At 43.7% G+C, this 2702-nt stretch carries 3 protein-coding genes; all 3 read left to right on the plus strand.

What is annotated here, in order from left to right; all coding sequences use genetic code 11:
* The coding region (locus V2H45_RS25430; protein WP_330486495.1) for a DUF4351 domain-containing protein at positions 1–295 on the plus strand (295 nt) is incomplete at its 5' end.
* 15 nt (positions 296–310) lie between these two features.
* Positions 311–1951 carry an RHS repeat domain-containing protein gene (locus tag V2H45_RS25435; protein ID WP_330486496.1) on the plus strand — a complete coding sequence of 547 codons (1641 nt, stop codon included), beginning with the start codon at positions 311–313 and terminating at the stop codon, positions 1949–1951.
* 5 nt (positions 1952–1956) lie between these two features.
* A complete protein-coding gene (locus V2H45_RS25440) occupies positions 1957–2613 on the plus strand; it encodes a hypothetical protein (RefSeq protein WP_330486497.1) in 657 nt (218 codons plus the stop codon).
* The last annotated feature ends 89 nt before the right edge of the window (positions 2614–2702 follow it).

Here is a 2702-nt window from a genome sequence, read left to right on the forward strand (position 1 = left end):
ACTGGTATATAAATTTCCCAAGTTAGGTCGTCAGGAGATTGAGAAAATGTTTACACAGACTGATTTAAAGAAAACTCGCGTTTACCAAGAAGCTTTTGAAGAAGGTAAGCAAGAAGGTTTGCAGAGACAAGCTGCAATGTTGCTGCGCCAACTGACCCGCAAATTTGGTCAAATCAGCCCCAGACTAAAAAATCGGATTTCTAAGTTATCTGCGGTGCAGCTAGAAAATCTTGCAGAAGCAATTTTTGACCTTGAAACGATCGCTGACTTAAATGCTTGGCTTAAAACTCACTAAGTTTTCGGTTTACAAATGTCGGGAATCAACAGGTTTGCCAGCACGGATCAGTCTGTGCCTGTGGTGAATAGCAATCTGACATTCGATCTGGCGAGTAAGTTAACGGCTCTGACGCATGTGCGGAATGCGACGACGATTAATAGTAATGGGCTGACCTATGATGCGGCGGCAAGGGTGACGCAGTTGATGACGGTGGATGGGAGTAGTGGGTATGGCTATGATGCCACGAGTCAGCTTACGGCTGCGACCCATAGTTACCAAACATCTGAGGTGTTTAGCTATGATGCGTTGGGAAATCGCACGGGTTATGTGACGACGGCGAATAATCGTTTGCAATCGGATGGAACGTTTACCTATCTCTATGATGATGAGGGAAATCGCACTCAAAGGACGAGAATCTCGACAGGTGAGGTAACGAGTTATACGTGGGATTACAGGAATCGCTTGACTGGTGTGGATACGAAAAACAATTCGGGAATTCTAATCCGTTCTGTAAGCTACAAGTACGATATTTTTGACCGAAGGATTGCTAAAACAGTGGATCTTGATGGTGCGGGTGCTGGGGCTGCGGTGACTGAGAGGTATGTTTATGACCGCGACCATATTATGCTGGTGTTTGTGGGTTCTACGCTAAAAGAGAGATATCTCTATGGTGCGAATCTGGATCAGGTGCTGGCGGTTGAAACTACTCAAGTTTCTTGGACGCTTTCTGATTATTTGGGTACGGTGAGGGATCTGGTGAGTAGTGCGGGTGTGGTGCAAAATCATATCAAGTACGATAGTTTTGGGAATATTACGGGTCAGAGTGCGCCTACGATGAAGTCTAGGTTTGGCTTTACAGGTCGGGAGTTTGACTCTGAGACTGGGCTTTATTACTATCGCTCTCGTTATTACGATCCTGTGGTTGGTAGGTTTATTTGCGAGGATAGAATTAGTTTTGCGGGTGGCGATACGAATCTTTACAGATATGTTGGGAATAGTGCGACGAATGGAACTGATCCGTGGGGCTTTACTGCGGGAAGTAAAAACGATCCAAATATTGGTGATTTAATCTGGGCGGCAATCGTTGGGTTAGTTGGTGCTGCGGCATCTGGTTTGGGGGGCTTGTTTCAAGGAAATCCACCTGCGCCCGCGCCTGCTCCAACGACTACATCGACAACATCGCCAAGCCCAATTCCATCAGCATCTCCAACTCCTAGTTTTACTCCAAGACCTTTGCCTACAAAAATTCCTCTCCCCGATCCTGTTACTGGAGGACTCAATTCACTTGGCGATGCACTTAGTGGTGGTGCAAAGAAATATATTGAATGTCAAGATCAAGGTAAAGAGAAGATGACTTGTAAAGATGCGTACCCAAATCTTATACCCTGTACTGACCTACCCGGTCAATACTCTTGGCCTGACGCAAATTTTGCTGCAAATGTTCTTGCTCCGAATGGATATCGTGAGAATGCAGTCATTGCTGATAAGGGACCTTGCGGTCAAAGTCCTGCAGAAAACCCCAAACGGTACACATTAGGATACCATTACAATGTCAAAAAAAGAAATGGTAACCAAGCGGGTTCCGTAGGACAATGCGAATGTTGCGAAGAAAATGGAGGAGATCCAAAACCCAGTAAAAGAGGAGCTATTCTTCGTTCACAAGCAAAGAGGTAATACAAATGGAATTCTTAGATAGAGTAGATAGTGCAAAGTTCTGGCTTTTAGATTTGGTTTATAAGGGAATTTTCCCTATTCATATTCTTGTAGATGATCAGCTCGAACTCGTTGTGAACAAATCAACTGGACATGGACTTGATCGTACGGAACTTGTTGATGCCTTACTTATGCTTTTTGAAGAGGAAATGCTAATAGCTCAACTTTATAAAAATCCAGACGATTTTCCTATGAGAATAACTCCAACACAACAAGATATAGAGAATGCCTTAGCTGGCAAGCTAGACCTTCACTATGGCTTAACATCTTTAGGCGGAGAACAATGGGAAAAGCTTTCTAAACCTAATTGGAATCTGTATATCTCTGGTCGGCTTGAACGAGAAGAAGTCTCGTTTAGTGGGAGTGATCGTCAAATAGTTGAACAATATCTTCCTTCATTACGTTATTCTTCACAACAGGAAATAGTTTCTGGCTCTGAAATATGGGAACACCTTGTTCCTTGGCAGGCAACTTACTGGAAAACATTACCTAGTGGCTGGCAAGTTACCTGTCAGACTAGAGAAACAAACGAGTATTTAGGAAACCCTATGCCTTCTGAATACCAAGAATGGTTCAATAAGATTCAAAACTGGTATGTCAATCCCTTTCACGAAGCAAACTAATCCTTGGTTTGTATTGTAGGCATCACACCTTTGCGTAGCTCAAGCATCATGCTATGCTTAGCCCTCATGAAAACGGACACCCTCTTTTA

It is taken from the genome of Tumidithrix elongata BACA0141 (assembly GCF_036349135.1).
Classification (GTDB): Bacteria; Cyanobacteriota; Cyanobacteriia; order Pseudanabaenales; family Pseudanabaenaceae; genus Tumidithrix; species Tumidithrix elongata.

Coding starts and splice junctions, on each gene's coding strand:
- V2H45_RS25435 (WP_330486496.1), top strand. CDS start 311: ATGTCGGGAATCAACAGGTTTGCCAGCACGGATCAGTCTGTGCCTGTG.
- V2H45_RS25440 (WP_330486497.1), top strand. CDS start 1,957: ATGGAATTCTTAGATAGAGTAGATAGTGCAAAGTTCTGGCTTTTAGAT.